Genomic DNA, 16846 nt, shown 5'->3' on the forward strand with positions numbered 1-16846 from the left:
ATCAACACATGACCTCTGTAATCTGGACGGCAAACTTGTCTTCATAACTCATCAATTCTCCTTTAGCGATTACCTTATCATTAAGAAGTACTTCGACAGGTTCATTGGTTTTTTGTTCTAAATGCATGACTTGTCCGGATTTAAGTTCCCTTAACTGAGCGATGGTTACCGTTAGAGTGCCAATGCGTATGTTGCATTGAACTTCAATGCCTCCTACCAGACCTAAATAATTTTGATTGACTGTTTGAGCCTCTGGTTGGGAATGGTGTTCAGCCAGTACTACTTTTTTTACTGTTGTATTCATGATGATCCTTTTAAAATGATTGATTTGAAGTGATCGGATTGCCCCAAATCGGCACGGGCAACCAATTGGTGATTTTGTGTTAATGACATCGAAGCGCTTATTGGGTGATCCGTAGCGATTACATCTCCAACTGATAAAGTAATGAGTTGGTGCAAAGGCAGGGTGAGGGGATAGAGCTCCAGATTTAAGGCTAACCTTTGGTCTGCCAATGCTTCATCCAAAGAAACCGTTTGTGTGCCTTTGTTGTTCGGTTGAGGCAGGTTTTGATACACCCAATTGGGGTGCAGAATAATGGTGAACTCGGTTGTACAACAAGATATCCTGAGCAGCAGGCTTGTTGAACCACGGTAAAACCAGCCGTGGGTCGAGCATGTCTCAGAATCAATCGCACATTCATTTACTTTCAGGAGTTGATGAATAAAAACTGTAAACAGCTCCTGACTTACGGAATTAAAACAGGGGGTGTCTTTACCAAATAAAGCCTGATTTAAAACAGTTAGATAATGTGTCTCAATACATGCCAAAGTACTCTCATTCTCCTTAATTGAATAACCTTCACCCGGTGAGTACTCTTTTGGAGGTACATGAAGATCCATAGTTACAGGATGTAGCGTGTATAAACTGTTCCAACTCTCTAGTGCTCTGAGACATTGTCGAGAAAGTTCCTGAAGCTCAAATGCATTAATTAATCTATAGGGTTTGATCATCTTGCTTCCAGATCCTCTAATAGTTGTTTATCTATATCCATTATTTGAGAACAGGCCTGAAACATTCTTTGCAAAATGACGATATTGGCAAATTCGGTGGTGGAATCAACATTGGATGATTCGAGTTGTTTTGCTTTTATGCTGCCAAATCCGTCTTTATTAGCACGACCAATATGGATTCCTCGATCATTTTTTGCCCGAAATAAACTGTCATGAGTTTGGACCAGGGTGTGCTCCAACTCATCGAAGCGAGCCATACTTATACAAATGCCTTGTATGGTTTGGCCATTATCGTAGTTATAAGAAATCTGCCCGTTTTCATCAAAAGAAAAACCGATTTGTTTCCCTTCACCATATCCATCATTTTGATAGGTTTCAATTTGGGTGCCTTCGGGATTTTGTTTTGATTCTTTGAGTTGAACCGAACTGTCAGATCCATCCTTAAAAGTACCAAATTGCAGTTTTATTTCTTGATCGCCATTCATTGTAAAGTGAATGGAGCAATTCTCCAGATTGGCTCCTTGGGATGTGGCATTAAAAATGATTTTCTGATCTCTTAAAACAGCAGAAATATCTGCATCATCACAAGTCACTCCGATTAAATCCCAACTTGTTCCATTATCATTTATTGGAGGTTTTCCTTCATCTATTGTTGTATTACCTCCATTAACCAGTACAGGAGTGGATTCGAACTCCAGTTGTACCTCATGTGCTTTGCCTTGTTTATCATAAATTTTTGCAACGGAAAATTTAATGTTTTTATATTTGTTTTTAAATGGACCAGGCTGCTCTAACTCGGAGCCTGATTTTTCCAAAAGGATAAATTGACCTTTTAAAAAAATCTCATGGCTGGCTTTGCCTTGAGAACTTTTAGGCCCTTTTCCATGAATGGGCACCAGGTTACCGGCATTATTATACCCCTGAACTTCACCTCCACTGCGTCTATCGATTAAGATGCCTTCATTATTGAATTCAAATTCCCCATCACGAGTATAGCGTAGCTCACCACTTTTAAGCCTGAGTACAAAAAAGCCTTGCCCAACTATAGCTAAATCAGACGGGTTACTGGTTTCGAGATAATTTCCGTCACTAAAATTGGTTGCATTGCCACCGATACAAACTCCTGAACCCAGTCCTTCTTCGCCACTGCCATTACCTAATGAAGAATAAAAAACGTCATTACGTTTAAATCCAGGACTTTGCATGTTCGCCACGTTGTTAGATGTATTTTGCAAGCCATAGCTGGCGGCAAGCATTCCTGACAGGCTTGTATAGTAAGTGTTACTCATTATCTCTCCCGGACTTCAGTTATTTGTCCCAGCTCAACTTTGGGAACTTCCCCATTACTCATGGCAACAGTCACTAGTGGAGGTGAGTCATCATGAAACTCGATTTTGGTGACTTGTCCTTCACCCTCAATATCCTTTACCCGTACTTTTTTGCCTAATAAACCAAGACTTTGGGTTCCACTGGTCATTCCCAGTAATTGAGTCAAATGTTCATTCGTAGTCCTTGCTTCCTGAAGTGCGGAGAATTGAGCCATTTGAGCCATAAATTCACGGTTATCAACTGGCTTTAAAGGATCCTGATAAGTTAATTCCTGCATGAATAGTTTTAGATAATCTGCTTGATTAACACCGGAGGCACTCACGGGTTCAGTCATGTTGTACTCCATTAATTAGTAACTGTTTTAAAGAAAGACCTTTATTTTTTAAATTGAGTTTTATCATGTGTTTCAGTTCAATTTGTTCTTCTTTATTCAGATCTTCAGCATAAAGGGATATTTCGACTTCATCGTTTTGGATAAACAGGTGGTGGTTTTTGAGCGGACCCTTACAAAGATCTTTGAATTCAACCGAACTTGTATTTTCGAATTGAAGTGCATCCGATGCCTGTATTTTTGATGCGGAATTGGATTCTGGAACAGGTGGTTGTGAATTATTCTGTTCCAGTTCAGTGAGAGCTCTCATTAATTCTGTTGAATGCAGGATTAGACGATTATTGGGAGTCGTTTTAGAGAAATCCGTTGTTTGCTGTATGTGCTCCGTTTCAATGACTGCTTTGGGATCCAAACTAGTGCTCTGAGGCTGCTTTGTGCTTATTTCTAATACAGTCTCACCGTGCTGATTATGCTCAGGATGATGATTAAATTGCAAACTGGATTGCTGCAATTGATCTTGATGTTGCCAATAAAACTCATCTCCGCTGTTTTGTTTGGTTGGCGACTTTAACCAATCCTCAAAATCAGGTTGCGTCTTTTGATTATTCTGGACGTTTTGATTCAGTGAAGGTACAGAGTGATCGCTTATTTTCATACTGACTTCCTTTTTTGGAGCACCCATTCTTCAAGAGAGTTTTCCTGCGATTTCATTTGATGTTGCCTGGCTGCATGCTCTTCTCGTTCCATGTATTGCTCCAACATTTTGAGTTCCGTTTTGATGCGGAGTAATTTGTCCTTTAATTTGGTTTCCAATGCCTGGTGATTTTTTAAAATCATCAATAGCTCTTCTTTTTTTTCTTGTTGCTGAGTAAGAAAATTCAATTTATTGATTTCTAGTTCTGGATTGATGCTGATTGACGTAATACAGGATTCATTTATTTTTTGTTCCAAGTCCTGAATTTGTTGCATCACGGTCTGGGACTCAGTTTCTGCAGCCTGTAGATGAATACTAAGCTCATTATTTTGCCAGGTTAATCGGGTCATGAGAGCCGTTAGAGATTGATTCATTGCAGAATCTCCTTAAAGCTTTGGATGAGAGCACTGAACGATAAACTGTGTTGTTCATCCTGGGTTAATATCTGATTTATGGAATCAATACGACTGACTGCATGATCTAATAACTTATTGTTACCAGGTTTGTAAGCGCCCAGCTCGATCAGATCCTTGTTTTGTTGATAAATACTCAGAGTAGAAATTACTTGCTTTACTATTTTATTCTCCTCGTCTGAAAGGAGTTGATTGGCCAGACGCGAAATGCTGTGCAGCACCGAGATAGCAGGGTAGTGGCCCCGTTGTGCTAATTCCCTTTTGAGAACGATATGACCATCTAACAACGCGCGCATATGATCTGCTAGTGGTTCGTTAAAATCATCACCCTCGACCAGCACTGTGTATATGGCACTGATACTTCCTTGATTTTGGAAATTCCCTGTTCGCTCTATTAATCCTGGCAACAGCGAAAATACACTTGGGGTATATCCTCGAGCTGTAGGAGGTTCGCCCAAACTCAAACCGATTTCTCTTTGCGCCATGGCAAAACGGGTAATGGAATCCATAAATAACAGAACGTTTTTACTTTGCTGGCAAAAATACTCTGCAAGAGTTGTGGCTGTATAAGCTGCCTGACGCCGCATTAGGGCTGGCTCATCACTGCATGCGACAACCAGAATTGATTTTTTAAGGTTGTCCTTATTTAAATGATGATGAATAAACTCATTAACTTCTCTTCCGCGTTCACCAATTAAAGCAATAATGTTGATGTCACTAGTACTCTGTTGTGCAATAGTTGCCAATAAGGTCGTTTTTCCCACGCCGCTCCCGGAAAACACACCAATTCGCTGTCCTTTTCCCATGGGAAGCAAACTGTCTATAGCATGAATTCCTGTATTAAGGCGTTCTGTAATTGGTTCGCGGATGAATGGATTTATTTTTTTGTTTTGAGTTGTTATGTTTTTTGTAAAGGTGCATGGAATGGGGTGATCGATGGGGGCCGCAAAAGCGTCGACTACATGCCCAAGCAGCGAAGGGGACGCATTAATTGTTACTGGATAACCAGTCGCTCGAACTCGATAACCCATACGAATTGGGACAGTATCATAGGGCATCAGGTATACTTTACCTTCTTCAAAGCCAACCACTTCTGCTTTAGTAATTATTTTATGGTTTTGATCCAATAGTTCACAAACTTCACCAATAAAAGCATGTGGTGGTCCATTGGCTACCAGTTTTAAACCAACACTTTGTTCAATTTCCCCTAATCGTTCTACAGATTGTAATCGGTTAATCCAGGAGTGCATGTTGTCTCCCATGTTTCATTTGAACGAGCATTTCTTTTAATCGTTCAAGACGTGTTTCCAGGCTGGCATCAAACACACCATGTTCCGTTTTTATGACACAACCACCAGGAGCAAGACTGAGATCCGTTTTGATCAGTAATCCATTGAGATGAGCAGTTTCCAGTTTGATATTGGAATGGTGTAATGTTTTGATTTCATCAGGATGCAAGTGTAACTCGATGCTTTGTTTGTTATTTAATTGGCTTAATATTTGATTGATTTGCTGGTGGAGCGCTTCGGGTTTTTTTTGCTGCTCTATGAAATATTCCTGAGTAATTAATAAAATGATATCGGCAATTTCATCGTGTAATTCCAGTCGATTTTGCTCTACAGCTTGAGGAATTGCTGACAACAGAATCTGCAGTTCTTGCTTTGATTGAGCCAATTGTTGTTCTGCAAGGAGCAGTCCATCTTTTTGTCCCTCTATGAAACCTTGTTGAAAGGCCTGAGCTCGAAGCTCTTCCAAGTCGGCTTCATTAGTTTGGAGTGTCAGTTCAGGTTTCTGGTCAATATCATCAGAAGTCATTACAGGTTTTGTACCTATAGTGACCGTTTCATGACTGATCAATGCCTGATGAATTAATTTAGCCATAATTCATCACCAGTTGATCATCAAAATTAAGTTGGTTTTGCCATTGCCTGAATACACTGGACTTGGTATCGGGTTTCAGTGTTTTGACCTGGTCATTCATTATTTGTTGAATTTCATTACCATTATTTAGGGATTGAATAAATTGCTCTCTCCATGGAAATTGGCCCTGATCGAGGATGATGGCGATGTATAACGAATCCTGATGCTTCAGATCATGACAGAGTGCGGGTAACTTTAAATCTGGATTGACTGTGACAGAGTCCTCATAGGCTAAAGTCCGAAATCGTCGTGCTTTGGCGAGTAATTTATTTCCTTCCAATAGCTCAAACTGTTTTTGTTGATTAGCCGTTAGTTGATTCAGGATCCATTTTTGATCGGACTTTGGCAAAGCAGCTATTTTTAATAATAATTTTTTAAGTTCTTTATTCATGGTGAGACAGCCAGTGAGTTAATTCGATTAATAAGCGTTGGCGTTTTTTATGCCGGGCTTTTTTTATCAACAAAACTGTTGTAGTACTTATCGCAAGACAAAAAATCCAAAAAAACAGAGGCAACTGTGCTGGGGATTGTTCCATTGGAGCAGGTGGGATGATGGATGGCTCCAGATTTGGGGTATCCATTGGTTCAATCAACGCTTCAACGTTAATTACATCCCCACGTTGCTCATTGAAGCCTACGGTGCTTTTTACAAGTCTGCGTATCTGATCCATAGTCTGTATTGGTGTATTTTGCGGCACAATAACGCTGATGGTAAGGCGCTCAATTGTCCCGCTGGCTTTTTTGAATAATTCTTTTTCACTGCCTAATTGGTACGATTTCTCAAGAGTGACATCTTGATTGCGTTTGTCTTTATCTGTTTTTCCGGAAGAAGAATGGGTTATTTCTTTTTCATGAGTGATTAATCCTTGAGTTTGGGGTTTGATTAATTCTCTTTGTAACTCATCGTAGTTGATGGCTGCGTCAATTTTCACCATAACCTGTTTGTTGGCGAATATTTTATGAAGCATTTGCGTTACTTTATCATTGAGATAATGTTCTATAGTTTTCTTGGTTTTGAAGTGATTGGAGGAATCATCTGTCTCACCCTGGGACAGTGTATTGCCGTTTTGATCGACTACTACAACGTTTTGAGCTGTCAAATGGGCAATGCTGGCCGAGATCAATTGCTGAATACTCTGAATTTGTCTGTTGCTTAGATTCTGTTTTAAATGAAGGGTCACTGCGGCTTTTGGTTGATTGTCTGTTTTATCAAAAAGATGATTTTCAGGAATTACTAGATGAACTCTGGCTTGTCTAACCTCTTCTAAACTGGATATGGTTCGTTCCAGCTCACCTTGTAAAGCACGTTGATAATTGATTTTTTGCGAGAAATCAGTCATTCCGAAATCACTTTTATCAAAGAGTTCAAAGCCAACACTGCCTGCCAATTGCACACCGCTGCCCATAATTTTAAGACGGGTTTTGGCAATCAGATTTTTATCAATCATGATGTCTTTGCCACCGTTTTTTAATTGGTAATTGATATTGTTTTGTTCCAGATGACTTACAATTTTATTGGCGTCCTCTTCTTCCAAATGATTAAAAAGTACTTCATAGGTTGGTGATAACAACCACCATCCTGAAAGGGAGGTAACAATGAGGATTAGGATCAGTGAACACGAAAAACTTAATTTTCGCTGTATCGTTAAATCATTGAACCAGTGTTGAGTCAGTTGTAGATAATTCACTTTAGATTTGCTCTCTTAATAATTCTTGATAGGCCGACATCAAGCGGTTTCGTATTTGTTCTAAATACTGAAACGATAATTTGGCTTGCTCAAGGGTAATCATCGTCTGATGCAGATTCTCTGCATGACCACTCGCTAATTGGGTTAAAGCCTCATCTGCTGCATTGAGTTGGTTATTGGTTTCAGAAATTTTCTCCTCCATCCAACTGGTAAAAGTCGCCTTTGGTTGTTCAAGGCGTTCAATCGACGGTGTTGTTGTGGTCAAAAGCAAGTTATTCACTGGAGTAATGTTCATCGTTCTTCTCCAATACTTAATGCTTGTAAATACAGACTGTGAGCTGTATTGATGATCTTGATGTTCGCTTCGTAAGCACGTGAAGCGCGTAATAGAGTAGTCATTTCATCAATGGTGCTTATGCCAGGGTAGGTGACGTAACCTTGTTTGTCTGCAGCTGGGTGAGAGGGTTGATATACCTTATTGGGTGGTACTTCTTTTGAAACTATTTCAATAGAATCAATCCCTGTTTCATCGCCTTCCAATAAGGCAGAGAAGGGTTTTGCAGTGGTTACAACCTGACTGGCCTGAAACAATGAGCCATCCGTAGTTTTTAAAGAGTGTTGGTTGGCAATGTTATTGGCTACTACATCAACACGAAGTTTTTCTGCATTCATTCCCTGGGTTGCAATCGCATAAATTTGATCGTAATTCATTATTGATTTGTTCCTTGTAATGCCAGTTTCATGATTGCCAGTTTTTGATTTAAGCCTTTGATCAAGGCACGATAATGAGTCATGTTCTGAACGTTTAATGCCATTTGCTCATCGATAGATGATTGGTGATCGCTCAATTGATAAAAAGGCTTGATAGTGGACAGTTCGTCCGTTCCGCTAATGAAGTGAGTCTCGTTTAATTGTTGTTCAAAATTCACTTCCATAGTCTGGTAATTAGCGCTGTTGCTATTGGCAATATTATTGGCTATGGCAGTCTGGCGCATCAGAGATGCATCCAGTGCCATGCTTACCAATTCTATAGTCGAGTCTGAGTTCATATTAAGTTCCTTATTGAATAACCAGTTCAGCATGTAATGCTCCAGCCCTTTGCAGACTTTCTAAAATTGCAATGATGTCTCTGGTTGAAGTCTGTACCTTGGTTAAGGCAGTAATTAAGTCCGCAACTGTTGCTCCCTGGTCCAGGTTTACTGTATTTGCCGATGCTTCTTTAACATGGATATTCGTTGAAGGAGTTACAGCTGTATGGACCTGTCTTCCCATGTTTTGGATTAGAGTGGGTTGAGATACATTAAATTCAGTGGCAATCGCTATTTGCAGATTGCCATGAGATATAGTGACCGCATCAATTTTGACATCGGCTCCTGCTACAACGACACCTGTTCGTTCATTGACTACGACTGTGGGTAGATGATCCGGAATAATTTCGATGTGTTCCAGTTGACTCACAAAACGAATAAAGCGCTTTCTGTAGGGCAGGGGAGGATGTATCTCAATATCCTGGGCAGAACGTGCCAGTGCTGTATTTTTGCCAAATTTTTTGTTAATGGCCGTTTCTATATGATCTGCGGTAGTAAAGTCAGGATGATTTAAAATGAGATGAAGGTCTCCTGTTTTATCGACTACATCATTATAAAGTGTTTTTTCAACAACCGCCCCACCGGGGATTAAGCCGGTAGTTGGATGATTTTTTTGAATCACATTGCCATAGAGGTCGTATTTAAATCCACCTATGGAAATTGGACCTTGAGCCAGTGCATAAACCCGATTATCAGCTCCTTTAAGAGGAGCCACCAATAAGGTGCCACCCAGTAGGCTTTTCGCATCGCCCAGCGATGCGACATTGATGTCAATTTTATCGCCTTGATGAGCAAAGGAGGGAAGATTGGCGGTAATTATTACGGTGGCGGTATTTCTGCTGTTAATCTCGTTTGGATTGATATTGACACCAAAAGTCTGTAATAAATTGGAAATCGCCTGTGTTGTATCTTTATTCCGTCTGGAGTCTCCAGAGCCAGCTAATCCTATGACGAGACCATAACCACTTATCGGGTTCTCCTGTAAACCCGAAAGACGAGCCAGGGATTTCAGGTGGACAGCGGAATATACATCCTGATGTACAGTTATAGAGATGAAGAGCATCAGCAGGGTTATCAATTTATTCATCAGACTAGCCCTACAAACGAGAGAATTTTATAGAAATAATTCCGTGTCTGAGAGTCTGAAACGGAACCATTTCCTGCATAGGTGATATGAGCGTCTGCCAGACGGGTAGATAAGAGTGTATTTTGAGGACTGATATCTTCGGGTCTAACTATGCCGCTTAACAGGATGTGTTGCTGTTCACCATTAATGGTAATGGTCTGCATGCCTTCTACAAGATACGTATTATTAGGAAATATTTGTTTAATCTGCACAGTTAACGAGGCTTTAATTTTACCATTGCGTCCTGTTTTGGCTGCTGTTTTTCCTTTTCCCTTCAGACCAAATTCTACTTCATGATTATTCTTGTTATACCCAACTTCCAGAGCTGATTTTATCTCTTTTCCTGATGAAAGGTCGGCACTGGTCTGAGCATTGGATGTTTCCAGAACAATAACCGTAAGTATATCCCCAGGTAATGACGCAACACGATCGGCAATTAAGGGGCGATAGACTTCTTCATTGAATAAATTGACAGCCCAGCTCATTTGCGGCGAAAAATAAACGATGAGAAAAAGAATGATTAATTGGTTCATGATGAAACCTCTGCTTGATGTGGCGCGGTAACTCTCGCTACAAAATATTTATTGGACAGGGGATTCTTCATGCGAATTAACTGACCGGTATATCCATCATGTTCTGCTATAGCTCTGGATAGTAACGAAATGCTTCGATTCATTACGGTGACCTGAACCCATTGTCCTTTGATAATTTGTGGTGTGGGCGCTACATCACTTTCTATTAGAATATGGTTCTTAGTAATGGATTTTTTTAGCCAAATCGCCTGTGGCAGTTTGGTAAGCGGTTTATCCCTTAATCCAGCGATATTTCGTTTTTTTAGAATAAAATCAGTTTTATGCAACTGGGTTCGGTTGCTGATCGGGTATTTGGCCACCAGTACGGATTGAAATGCGCTAATCTTGAACCAGATGGGAATAGTATGTTTACCATGTGACAGACGAACACAGATCTGTTTAGCTGGTGGGTATGCTTCCGGTATTTCAATATGAAACTCTGATAATGGAAATTCACTGTCTTTAATTGTTCCCTTGGGACTTAGTGTCATGGAATCATACCTGCTTTTAAATTGATGTTCTAAAGCAATTTGTGCCTTATGACGTAATTCATTACCTGTAGTCTGGATCAGCCTTTGAACCAGGGCAGTACTTTTCCCTTTCCATTGATAATCTAATGAGCCTGTTTTTTTCGTTACCCAATCGATAATTTGTTTTTTACTCATGATTTCACCGGGTTTCGGATGACTGTCCAATGGCAATTTCATTAAATCACTCCTGTCACTACTGATATCAACCAGATCACCCAGGTACTGCGCATGAGGTGTAATGTGCTTTTGAAAACGCATCACTGCCTCTGCATGGGCCTGTACAAAAAATACAAAAGGAATCATCAGATTAATCACGAATTTCATTAGTCAATTTTTCCAGTTCATCAGCAATTTGTACTGCTTTTGCATTTAATTGGTACACACGTTGCGCCATAGTTAACTGCATTAGAGAATTAACCATGTCGACATTAGATCCTTCGATTTGGTTTTGTGCTAAAGATCCAAGTCCACTACTGCCGGGATTGTCAGTCAGCGGTTCACCTGACTCATCGGTTGGCAGGTAAATTCCAGCGCCGATTGGGTTCAATGTTTCAGGATTGATAAATTTGGCAAGTTGAATTGTGCCCAGTAATTGGGGTTCGGTTTCGTCACTCAGTGTGACTTCGACATCACCATTGGGTTGTATGGTTATCTTGGTAAAATCATCAGGAACTTGAATGTTATCTGCTAATCTTAACCCATCCTGGGTGGTAAGATAGCGTTCTGAATCAATACTTAACGTAGAGTTTCGTGTATAAGCAATAGTACCGTCGGTATTAAGGATTTGAAAAAAACCCACCCCGTTGATCGCTACATCATTCCAGTTATTTGTGGATTTTAACGGCCCCGTAGTAAAATCTTTTCCTGATTTATAAACAGCAGTGCCTAGCCCAAGTTTTATAGAGCTTTGGTTGTTGAACAGTGATTGTTCTCCATTGATATTCTGATAGAGTACGTCCTCGAATGTTATTTTAGTGGCTTTGTAATTGGCAGTATTTAGATTAGCCAAATCATTGGCAATTTTATCTATATAAAACTCTTCGGATTTTAGACCACTTGCGGCAATTGAAAGCGCGTCAGACATTTCCTTCTCCTAACTGATTAATTGCGGTTGAAAGCAGGTTATCCGCTGTTCGCATGACTCGTTGACTGGCTTCAAAGTGACGTGAGGTTTTTATCATGTCCATCATTTCGTCAATGGATTTAACGTTTGATTGTTCAATGAATCCCTGTAATACACGTGTAGTACCATCGGATGGATTGGGCGACTCATTGGTTTGATAGAGACCATTGCCAACATAGTCAAGTAACTGAGGTTGTTCAAATCGAACAATATTAAGTTGATCTACTTTATGATGATCAATATAAAGAGCGCCCTGAGTATCCACAGTAAAGGAGCTGTCTTCTACTTTTATGGTACCTCCTTTTCCCAGTACCGTTTCACCTGTAGCAGTACATAATTCGCCTTGCTTATTGATTTGAAAATCACCGCGTCGCGTGTAGAAAATACCTTGATCGCTTTGAACCTGAAAATAGCTGTCTCCAGTCAAAGCTAAATCATTCAGGTTATGGGTTTGAGTTAAAGTACCCTGGATGTTTATTTGCGCTCTTTGTACTTGCTGAATTGAATTATTGATTTGGGGTTCTAACTGTTCATCAAAACCTGCACTTTCTACCAGCTGTCTTTTAAATCCTGGCGTATTCATATTCGCCACATTTTGACTGATCGATTGCAGTTTTAATTGATCAAATTCCATAGCGAATTGTGTTGCCGTTATAGCATCGAACATCTTATTTCCTTATTGTACAACCCCAAAGGATTCCACTTGAACATTGACCGGAATTTCATTCATTGCCAGCACTGTTAAATGAGGGATCACTCTTTGGGTTAATTGTTTTAAATGTCGTCTTAATTGCGATGAGCAAAGCAGGATAGGGCGTTTACGTTCGCCCAGCATTTGCTCTACCTGATTAGCCAATGAGGTAATCAGACGTTCAGTTAAGCCGGGCTCCAATGAAAAAAACTCTTTATTGAGGATGTTTTGATTGAGTTTTTGTTCTAAGGTGGCTTCGAGTGTCAGTACATGCAAACTTTCTTGATTGACGAGCAGTTTTTGACAAATTGGAACGGCTAAACCAGACCGTACCAATTCCGTCAGTTGTATGGGGTCGGGTATTTTTTTTGCGTGCTCTAATAAAAGTTCCAATATTTGAGTTAAATAACGGATGGAGACTTTTTCTTTAAGTAAGTTTTGCAGTATGCGTTGAACATGGCCTAAGGGCAAAAGAGAAGGAATTAATTCATCACTTAATGCTTTAACTCCTGGTTGTACTAATAATTGTTCTGTTTCTTCTCGAGTCAATAATTCAGCAATATGTGTTTGTATGGTTTCATTGAGATGCGTCGTTAGTACCATGAGTGGTTCACAGACGGTGAATCCGTTATCAAGAGCATCTTGTTTATTTTGATGATCAATCCAGATGGCTGGAAGTCCATAACTGGGATCACGTACTTCAATTCCGGCTGGTAAAAGAGTATTCTTGCTGCGTGTTGAAACTATTGCCAGCGCTTTATCCAAATGCAGGGGATTCGTTCCGGTGTTATTGCCCTGGATGCCAATGGAATACAAGGGAAAACCCAGTTTTTTATCTGTTTTGATTTTAACTTCAGGTAAAACAAAACCTAAATCAAAAGCAATTCGTTCTCTAATTATTTGAATGGATTCAAGCAAGTGTTTTTCATAGTGAATTAATTGACTATAAAGTTCTTTATTAAGATTTATTTCAACAGGATGGATGCGAATTTTTTCATAGAGATTCTCTTCTGTCTCTACTATGCCCTCTTTCTTTTTTGTTTTAATGGCAAACCAGGTACTGCCAGCAAAAAGGCTCAAAATGAATAGTACAGGAACAGCAGGGATACCTTTTACAAATAATAAGCCAGCTAAACTACAACAAACCATAATTAAACTTTTAGGATAGGAGCTTATTTGTTTTGCGACTTCACTGCCTAATTGCGCATCGGTAGCGGCACGTGTGACTATAATTCCAGTAGCTGTTGAAATAATTAAAGCCGGAATTTGAGTAACCAATCCATCACCGACCGTAAGAAGAGTGTACGTTTGAATTGATTCGGACAAACTTAAGCCTTTCTGGATAAGGCCTATTGCAAATCCTCCAATGATGTCCACGAGAATAATCAGGATCCCGGCTATTGCATCACCTTTTACAAATTTACTGGCTCCATCCATAGCACCATAAAAGTTCGCTTCTTTTTCAATTTGTGATCTTCTGGCTTTGGCATCACTTTGAGAAATACTGCCCATATTCAAATCGGCATCAATACTCATTTGTTTTCCGGGCATACTATCCAGGGTAAATCGCGCAGCTACTTCCGCTACACGCTGGGCTCCATTGGTGACGACAATAAATTGCACAATAATGAGGATTAGGAAAACGACCAAACCCATTACATAATTGCCATGAATGACATAATGTCCCATTGCCTGAATTACTTTTCCTGCATCACCATCAGATAAAATCAGACGGGTGGCCGAGATATTGAGCGCTAACCGAAACAGAGTGGAGATGAGTAACAGAGCAGGAAATGTAGAAAAGCTTAATGGTTTATCTGTGTAGAAGGTGAGCAGTAAAATGGTTAATGCCCAGCTGAAATTGACTATGAGAAGAAGATCCAGCAAACCTGACGGAATAGGGATGAACAGGATAAATAGAATTCCGGTAGCGAATGCTATCATGATCAGTTCACTGCTGTTATTCAAAAAATTTGATTTACTGATCATGCGTTTTTCCTTGCTCGTAGAGTTCTCTAAAGATACTGGCCATGGCAGGATATAAATCTCTTGAGATCCATTGATTCAGTTCTATCGTTTGGTACAACATCCGAGCTAACGCTTTGTTTTCTATTATGGGTACGTTGAACTGTCTAGCTAATTTTTTTACTTCTTTGACCATTTCACCTTTTGCCTTACAGACTACCTTTGGCGCGGGCATGGAACCGCGTTCATATTGAAGCGCGATAGCGATATGGGTGGGATTGGTTACCACCACATCCGCTTTTTTTACTTCATTTAAAGAAGCGGTTTTCTGACGGAGTTGATGTTGTAACTGTCTTATTTTATTTTTGATTTTAGGATCGCCTTCCCTTTGCTTGTATTCATCCTTGACCTCCTGCTTGCTCATACGATTGTCTTTGTTGAACTTCCAGCGGGTGAATAGTTTGTCAAATAAAGCAATGATTAAAAGCAGAATAACTAATTGAACCATGAGTTTTAAAAGAAATCCCATCATTAACTCGGGATCCTGAGAGGGGCTGGTTATTATTAAGTGGAGAATATTGGATAATTGAACCTTGATGATAAAAAATAATAGAAGGAAGGTTAATCCTAATTTAAAGGTACTTTTTATTGCTTCAACGCATGTTTTGACTGAGAACAGTCGTTTGAATCCTTGTATCACGTTAAGACGTTTAAAATCCGGGATTAATGGTACTGTGGACCAGATTATTCCTGTCTGAGCCAGGGTACACAGTATTATTGTCAATCCGCTAGCCAGAGCAAATGGCAGCCACAAGTTGATCAATTGGGACAAAATGAATTGGTGAAGATGCATGACATTGTCACTATTGAATTGAAGATGTGCCGCATAATGGAGTATATGTCGAAGCATTGATTTAATTTCGAGTAATTGTTTAGGCCATAAAGCGGTGATCATTCCAGCCATTACAAGCAGAGTAGTACATGTAGTTAATTCAATACTTTTACTGACCTGTCCTTTTTCTTTGGCCTTTTGCAATTTGTATGGCGTGGGCTGTTCAGTTTTTTCACTCATGACATGAGTTCCTGCCAAGTTTGAAAACATCGTTCAAACACCCTATTCGATATTGGGTAAATGAAGCCCAGCATCATGGCCAATAAAAATAAACCGAGACAAATTTTAAGAGGCAGGATCAGGAAATAGGTATTTATTTGGGGAATGTTGCGGGTGATAAGTCCACCGAATAAATCTACAGCTAATAATGCCAGGATGATTGGGCTGGCTATCATGAAGCCAACTGTAAACATAAAACCAAACTGTTTGATAATGGGGGTGAATCCTGCAAAGAGTGCAAGGGTTCCTGGTGGAATGATGATAAAGGAATAAGATAAACCTTTAAACAACCAAAGATGACCGTCCATACCAAAGAAGAATAAAACCGCTAACATAGTTAATAATCGACTGGATATCGATTCCTGGTTGTGTTCGGCAGGGTTAAATATCGCTAACGAGTTTAATCCTGTTTCATTATCAATTAACTGTCCTGCGATTTGAAATACTGCAAAAGCGGCAAATAAACCGGTAGCAAGTATCAATCCGTTGGCAAACTCTGCCAGACCACCTAATAGAATTCCTGTGTTATCGAGCTGCACCTGTTGCGATACGTTAAAAGTCAGTAGACAACTTAAAGCAAATACCAACATTAATCTGATCATGATGGGGAGTTGATGTATTGCCTGAACAGGGGTAAACAATAAGACTGTACCGAGGCGAATCGCGATAAAAAATAAATGGATTAACCAGGTAATGGAGAGCGTCATGATTTAATTATTCCTGGAATACTAACAAATATTCCCTGAGCAAACTCAATCAGGGTATGCAGCATCCACTCCCCGCAAAGCATGAGCATCAGCACTACTGCTAATATTTTGGGTATAAAACTTAATGTGGAGTCTTGTATTTGAGTTACTACTTGAAGAATTGAGACGACTAAACCGCTAATCAGGGCAATGAGAATTATTGGTGCTGCAATGAGCAGGCTATGCCATAGTAATTGTTTGCTTAAATAAATTGCCAGATCGTTAGACATCTTCCGTTTTCCATAGTTTCTAACTTGCAGTCATCCAGCTTGATTTGTTTATTGAACTAACCAAGCTTACTTTTTTTCCATAGTGGTGTTTAAACACACCTCGCGGATTAAAACAAATTTAAAAATGTTAAACAACCCTGTAGATTAAAAAAAATCTGATGATCGGTATTCAATTATTCATGTTGATTATTAAATTTTAAATTTGTCGTAAATTATAACGTCTAATTATTGAGAGTTAGTTGAGCTGGATTTTGTTGATTCTGTATCGGGATCACAAA

General features: G+C 39.7%; 22 protein-coding genes. All 22 read right to left on the reverse strand.

Going from position 1 to position 16846, the window contains the following annotated elements:
- Position 1: 1 nt before the first annotated feature.
- The 22 genes from IZU94_RS04145 to fliQ are packed head-to-tail and all read right to left on the reverse strand — an operon-like array spanning position 2 to position 16568.
- Positions 2-304 carry a FliM/FliN family flagellar motor switch protein gene (locus IZU94_RS04145; RefSeq protein WP_203108289.1) on the reverse strand — a complete coding sequence of 101 codons (303 nt, stop codon included), beginning with the start codon at positions 302-304 and terminating at the stop codon, positions 2-4.
- Complete coding sequence (locus IZU94_RS04150) at positions 301-1011, reverse strand: FliM/FliN family flagellar motor C-terminal domain-containing protein (RefSeq protein WP_203108291.1); 711 nt, start codon at positions 1009-1011, stop codon at positions 301-303. Before IZU94_RS04150 ends, IZU94_RS04145 begins: the two co-directional genes overlap by 4 nt.
- The gene (locus tag IZU94_RS04155) at positions 1008-2300 is read right to left on the reverse strand and encodes a flagellar hook-basal body complex protein (RefSeq protein ID WP_203108293.1); all 1293 of its coding nucleotides are present in this window, start codon (positions 2298-2300) and stop codon (positions 1008-1010) included. Before IZU94_RS04155 ends, IZU94_RS04150 begins: the two co-directional genes overlap by 4 nt.
- Entirely contained in the window at positions 2300-2674 is a 375-nt protein-coding gene (locus tag IZU94_RS04160; RefSeq protein ID WP_203108295.1) for a flagellar hook assembly protein FlgD, read from the reverse strand. The genes IZU94_RS04155 and IZU94_RS04160 overlap by 1 nt, the downstream gene beginning before the upstream one ends.
- The gene (locus IZU94_RS04165; RefSeq protein WP_203108297.1) at positions 2667-3326 is read right to left on the reverse strand and encodes a hypothetical protein; all 660 of its coding nucleotides are present in this window, start codon (positions 3324-3326) and stop codon (positions 2667-2669) included. Before IZU94_RS04165 ends, IZU94_RS04160 begins: the two co-directional genes overlap by 8 nt.
- On the reverse strand, positions 3323-3739 hold the full coding sequence (locus IZU94_RS04170; protein WP_203108299.1) for a hypothetical protein: 417 nt from the start codon (positions 3737-3739) through the stop codon (positions 3323-3325). The genes IZU94_RS04165 and IZU94_RS04170 overlap by 4 nt, the downstream gene beginning before the upstream one ends.
- Positions 3736-5028: a FliI/YscN family ATPase gene (locus IZU94_RS04175; RefSeq protein WP_203108301.1), complete on the reverse strand. Its 1293-nt coding sequence runs from the start codon at positions 5026-5028 to the stop codon at positions 3736-3738. The genes IZU94_RS04170 and IZU94_RS04175 overlap by 4 nt, the downstream gene beginning before the upstream one ends.
- Entirely contained in the window at positions 5012-5659 is a 648-nt protein-coding gene (locus IZU94_RS04180; protein WP_203108303.1) for a FliH/SctL family protein, read from the reverse strand. The genes IZU94_RS04175 and IZU94_RS04180 overlap by 17 nt, the downstream gene beginning before the upstream one ends.
- A complete protein-coding gene (locus IZU94_RS04185) occupies positions 5652-6089 on the reverse strand; it encodes a hypothetical protein (RefSeq protein ID WP_203108305.1) in 438 nt (145 codons plus the stop codon). The genes IZU94_RS04180 and IZU94_RS04185 overlap by 8 nt, the downstream gene beginning before the upstream one ends.
- The gene (gene fliF / locus IZU94_RS04190) at positions 6082-7386 is read right to left on the reverse strand and encodes a flagellar basal-body MS-ring/collar protein FliF (protein ID WP_203108307.1); all 1305 of its coding nucleotides are present in this window, start codon (positions 7384-7386) and stop codon (positions 6082-6084) included. Before fliF ends, IZU94_RS04185 begins: the two co-directional genes overlap by 8 nt.
- 1 nt (position 7387) lies before the next feature.
- Entirely contained in the window at positions 7388-7681 is a 294-nt protein-coding gene (gene fliE / locus IZU94_RS04195; protein ID WP_203108309.1) for a flagellar hook-basal body complex protein FliE, read from the reverse strand.
- Entirely contained in the window at positions 7678-8097 is a 420-nt protein-coding gene (flgC, locus tag IZU94_RS04200) for a flagellar basal body rod protein FlgC (RefSeq protein ID WP_203108311.1), read from the reverse strand. Before flgC ends, fliE begins: the two co-directional genes overlap by 4 nt.
- On the reverse strand, positions 8097-8435 hold the full coding sequence (locus IZU94_RS04205) for a hypothetical protein (RefSeq protein WP_203108313.1): 339 nt from the start codon (positions 8433-8435) through the stop codon (positions 8097-8099). Before IZU94_RS04205 ends, flgC begins: the two co-directional genes overlap by 1 nt.
- 10 nt (positions 8436-8445) lie before the next feature.
- Positions 8446-9561 carry a flagellar basal body P-ring protein FlgI gene (locus tag IZU94_RS04210; protein WP_238400500.1) on the reverse strand — a complete coding sequence of 372 codons (1116 nt, stop codon included), beginning with the start codon at positions 9559-9561 and terminating at the stop codon, positions 8446-8448.
- On the reverse strand, positions 9561-10133 hold the full coding sequence (locus tag IZU94_RS04215) for a flagellar basal body L-ring protein FlgH (RefSeq protein WP_203108316.1): 573 nt from the start codon (positions 10131-10133) through the stop codon (positions 9561-9563). The genes IZU94_RS04210 and IZU94_RS04215 overlap by 1 nt, the downstream gene beginning before the upstream one ends.
- Positions 10130-11026: a flagellar basal body P-ring formation chaperone FlgA gene (gene flgA / locus IZU94_RS04220; protein ID WP_203108318.1), complete on the reverse strand. Its 897-nt coding sequence runs from the start codon at positions 11024-11026 to the stop codon at positions 10130-10132. The genes IZU94_RS04215 and flgA overlap by 4 nt, the downstream gene beginning before the upstream one ends.
- Positions 11010-11786: a flagellar hook-basal body protein gene (locus IZU94_RS04225; RefSeq protein ID WP_203108320.1), complete on the reverse strand. Its 777-nt coding sequence runs from the start codon at positions 11784-11786 to the stop codon at positions 11010-11012. The genes flgA and IZU94_RS04225 overlap by 17 nt, the downstream gene beginning before the upstream one ends.
- Entirely contained in the window at positions 11779-12492 is a 714-nt protein-coding gene (locus IZU94_RS04230) for a flagellar hook-basal body protein (RefSeq protein ID WP_203108322.1), read from the reverse strand. Before IZU94_RS04230 ends, IZU94_RS04225 begins: the two co-directional genes overlap by 8 nt.
- 9 nt (positions 12493-12501) lie before the next feature.
- Positions 12502-14505 carry a flagellar biosynthesis protein FlhA gene (locus tag IZU94_RS04235; protein WP_203108324.1) on the reverse strand — a complete coding sequence of 668 codons (2004 nt, stop codon included), beginning with the start codon at positions 14503-14505 and terminating at the stop codon, positions 12502-12504.
- Positions 14495-15553 (reverse strand): EscU/YscU/HrcU family type III secretion system export apparatus switch protein, encoded by a 1059-nt coding sequence (locus IZU94_RS04240; protein WP_203108326.1) that lies wholly within the window; start codon positions 15551-15553, stop codon positions 14495-14497. The genes IZU94_RS04235 and IZU94_RS04240 overlap by 11 nt, the downstream gene beginning before the upstream one ends.
- The gene (locus tag IZU94_RS04245; RefSeq protein WP_203108328.1) at positions 15550-16299 is read right to left on the reverse strand and encodes a flagellar biosynthetic protein FliR; all 750 of its coding nucleotides are present in this window, start codon (positions 16297-16299) and stop codon (positions 15550-15552) included. The genes IZU94_RS04240 and IZU94_RS04245 overlap by 4 nt, the downstream gene beginning before the upstream one ends.
- A complete protein-coding gene (gene fliQ, locus IZU94_RS04250) occupies positions 16296-16568 on the reverse strand; it encodes a flagellar biosynthesis protein FliQ (protein ID WP_203108330.1) in 273 nt (90 codons plus the stop codon). Before fliQ ends, IZU94_RS04245 begins: the two co-directional genes overlap by 4 nt.
- Between the last annotated feature and the right edge of the window lie 278 nt (positions 16569-16846).

Origin of the sequence: Legionella bononiensis, assembly GCF_016786215.1 — a bacterium.
Taxonomy (GTDB): Bacteria; Pseudomonadota; Gammaproteobacteria; order Legionellales; family Legionellaceae; genus Legionella; species Legionella bononiensis.

Excerpts from the sequence above, each read along its gene's own strand:
- IZU94_RS04230 (WP_203108322.1), bottom strand. The coding sequence starts at position 12,492 with ATGTTCGATGCTATAACGGCAACACAATTCGCTATGGAATTTGATCAA.
- flgA (WP_203108318.1), bottom strand. The coding sequence starts at position 11,026 with ATGAAATTCGTGATTAATCTGATGATTCCTTTTGTATTTTTTGTACAG.
- IZU94_RS04185 (WP_203108305.1), bottom strand. The coding sequence starts at position 6,089 with ATGAATAAAGAACTTAAAAAATTATTATTAAAAATAGCTGCTTTGCCA.
- IZU94_RS04170 (WP_203108299.1), bottom strand. The coding sequence starts at position 3,739 with ATGAATCAATCTCTAACGGCTCTCATGACCCGATTAACCTGGCAAAAT.
- IZU94_RS04225 (WP_203108320.1), bottom strand. The coding sequence starts at position 11,786 with ATGTCTGACGCGCTTTCAATTGCCGCAAGTGGTCTAAAATCCGAAGAG.
- IZU94_RS04210 (WP_238400500.1), bottom strand. The coding sequence starts at position 9,561 with ATGAATAAATTGATAACCCTGCTGATGCTCTTCATCTCTATAACTGTA.
- IZU94_RS04155 (WP_203108293.1), bottom strand. The coding sequence starts at position 2,300 with ATGAGTAACACTTACTATACAAGCCTGTCAGGAATGCTTGCCGCCAGC.
- IZU94_RS04145 (WP_203108289.1), bottom strand. The coding sequence starts at position 304 with ATGAATACAACAGTAAAAAAAGTAGTACTGGCTGAACACCATTCCCAA.
- flgC (WP_203108311.1), bottom strand. The coding sequence starts at position 8,097 with ATGAATTACGATCAAATTTATGCGATTGCAACCCAGGGAATGAATGCA.
- IZU94_RS04235 (WP_203108324.1), bottom strand. The coding sequence starts at position 14,505 with ATGATCAGTAAATCAAATTTTTTGAATAACAGCAGTGAACTGATCATG.
- IZU94_RS04165 (WP_203108297.1), bottom strand. The coding sequence starts at position 3,326 with ATGAAAATAAGCGATCACTCTGTACCTTCACTGAATCAAAACGTCCAG.
- IZU94_RS04180 (WP_203108303.1), bottom strand. The coding sequence starts at position 5,659 with ATGGCTAAATTAATTCATCAGGCATTGATCAGTCATGAAACGGTCACT.
- fliE (WP_203108309.1), bottom strand. The coding sequence starts at position 7,681 with ATGAACATTACTCCAGTGAATAACTTGCTTTTGACCACAACAACACCG.
- fliQ (WP_203108330.1), bottom strand. The coding sequence starts at position 16,568 with ATGTCTAACGATCTGGCAATTTATTTAAGCAAACAATTACTATGGCAT.
- IZU94_RS04240 (WP_203108326.1), bottom strand. The coding sequence starts at position 15,553 with ATGAGTGAAAAAACTGAACAGCCCACGCCATACAAATTGCAAAAGGCC.
- IZU94_RS04205 (WP_203108313.1), bottom strand. The coding sequence starts at position 8,435 with ATGAACTCAGACTCGACTATAGAATTGGTAAGCATGGCACTGGATGCA.
- IZU94_RS04160 (WP_203108295.1), bottom strand. The coding sequence starts at position 2,674 with ATGACTGAACCCGTGAGTGCCTCCGGTGTTAATCAAGCAGATTATCTA.
- IZU94_RS04175 (WP_203108301.1), bottom strand. The coding sequence starts at position 5,028 with ATGCACTCCTGGATTAACCGATTACAATCTGTAGAACGATTAGGGGAA.
- IZU94_RS04245 (WP_203108328.1), bottom strand. The coding sequence starts at position 16,299 with ATGACGCTCTCCATTACCTGGTTAATCCATTTATTTTTTATCGCGATT.
- IZU94_RS04215 (WP_203108316.1), bottom strand. The coding sequence starts at position 10,133 with ATGAACCAATTAATCATTCTTTTTCTCATCGTTTATTTTTCGCCGCAA.
- IZU94_RS04150 (WP_203108291.1), bottom strand. The coding sequence starts at position 1,011 with ATGATCAAACCCTATAGATTAATTAATGCATTTGAGCTTCAGGAACTT.